We start from the raw sequence: 1,512 nt of genomic DNA, 5'->3' as shown, positions 1-1,512 counted from the left end.
CCCCCCCCCCCCCCCCCCCCCCCCCCCCCCCCCCCCCCCCCCCCCCCCCCCCCCCCCCCCCCCCCCCGGGGTCCGGGGCAGAGCACCCCTCACCGCACGGTGAGGAAGTCCTCCGCCTCCCGAGCAACCCGCTCCCGAGCCACCCCCACCCCATGCCCCACAGCCACCGCCCCCAACGGATCCCACGAAGACGGCAGGGCAAGCACCTCCCGCACCACAGACCGGCAGAACATCGTCGAGGACACCCACGCCGACCCCAACCGCTCACCCGCCAACGCCACCAGGAAGTTCTGCACCCCGGCCCCCGCCGCGACCACGAACATCTCGCGCTCCGCGGTGTCCCGCCGCTCGTCCCCGTACGTGTGCGAGCCGTCCATCACCATGCACGGCACCACCAGATACGGCGCGTTGCGCAGCACATCCCCGCGCCGCACCCGCTTGGCGATCGACTCCTCGCTCTTCCCGTCGCGCCGCAGATCCTCGATCCACGCATCCCGCATCGCATCGAGCAGCCGCGTCCGCGACTCGGGGGACTCCAGCAGCACGAACCGCCACGGTGTCGTGTGATGCGGCGCCGGCGCGGTGACGGCAGCGGCCACGGCGCGCCGCACCGCCCCCGGATCCACCGCCTCGTCGCTGAACTCACGCACCGTACGCCGCAGCGTCACCGCTTCCCGCACGGCCTCGGACGTCCCTAGCCGGAACATGTCATCGGCAGCACTCCGTACCAGCGCACGAGCACCGGGCTCATCGCCCCCGCCGGAGGCCACCACATGCGACAACCCCCGAACCACCGCCACCGGCAGCCCCTCCGCCTTGCCCTTGACCAGATCCCCCGCCGAGGCCAGCTCGTCCGCCGTGGCCACGACCGTGGCGCTGAGCGGATTGCCGTACGCGTCCGTCCCGCCCCGCAGATCGTCCAGCACCCGCACGCCCGCCGCACCGATCGCGACATCGGTCAGCCCGTTGCGCCAGGGGCGCCCGAAGGTGTCCGTGACGACGACGCCGACCTCGACGCCGAGGATGTCCCGCAGCCCGTCCCGGATGGCACGGGCCGAGGCGTCGGGGTCCTCGGGCAGCAGCAGCACGGTCCCGGCAGGAGTGTTGGACGCGTCGACCCCGGCGGCGGCCATGACAAGACCCTGCCGGTTCTCCACGATCCGCAGCGTCCCGCGCCGGGCGACGACCCGCACGGTCTCGGCGTCGATGGCGGCCTCACGGTCCGCGGCCTCGACGATCCGGCCCTCCGCCTTGGAGACGATCTTCGAGGTGACGAGCAGCACGTCACCGTCGACCAGCCCCGGCTCGGCGGCGGCGATCAGCTTGGCGAGATCGTCACCGCCCCGCACCTCGGGCATCCCGCCCACGGCCCACACACGAAAAGAAGGCACGGCGGTGGACGAACCGCCCACGCCGCCCTCCCCCGCCCCCACCCCGTACCCGGCCCCCGATACGGCCATTGTGCGGGACCCCCCGGCCGGGGGGGTAAGGGTGGGGAGGGCCCAAGCGCCC

The 1,512-nt window shown here is 74.2% G+C and carries 1 protein-coding gene; it reads right to left on the bottom strand.

Features of this window, described 5'->3' with window-relative positions; genetic code table 11:
* Positions 1-89: 89 nt before the first annotated feature.
* Positions 90-1,460: a coenzyme F420-0:L-glutamate ligase gene (locus JS521_RS35635; RefSeq protein WP_275564250.1), complete on the bottom strand. Its 1,371-nt coding sequence runs from the start codon at positions 1,458-1,460 to the stop codon at positions 90-92.
* Between the last annotated feature and the right edge of the window lie 52 nt (positions 1,461-1,512).

Source organism: Streptomyces durocortorensis, from assembly GCF_016901035.1.
Classification (GTDB): Bacteria; Actinomycetota; Actinomycetes; order Streptomycetales; family Streptomycetaceae; genus Streptomyces; species Streptomyces durocortorensis.
The sequence above is the reverse complement of the archived record's forward strand: the minus strand, read 5'-3'. Positions and strand labels throughout refer to the sequence as shown.

Bases quoted from the DNA above. Each gene is read 5' to 3' on its own strand.
- JS521_RS35635 (WP_275564250.1), bottom strand. From the start codon at position 1,460: ATGGCCGTATCGGGGGCCGGGTACGGGGTGGGGGCGGGGGAGGGCGGC.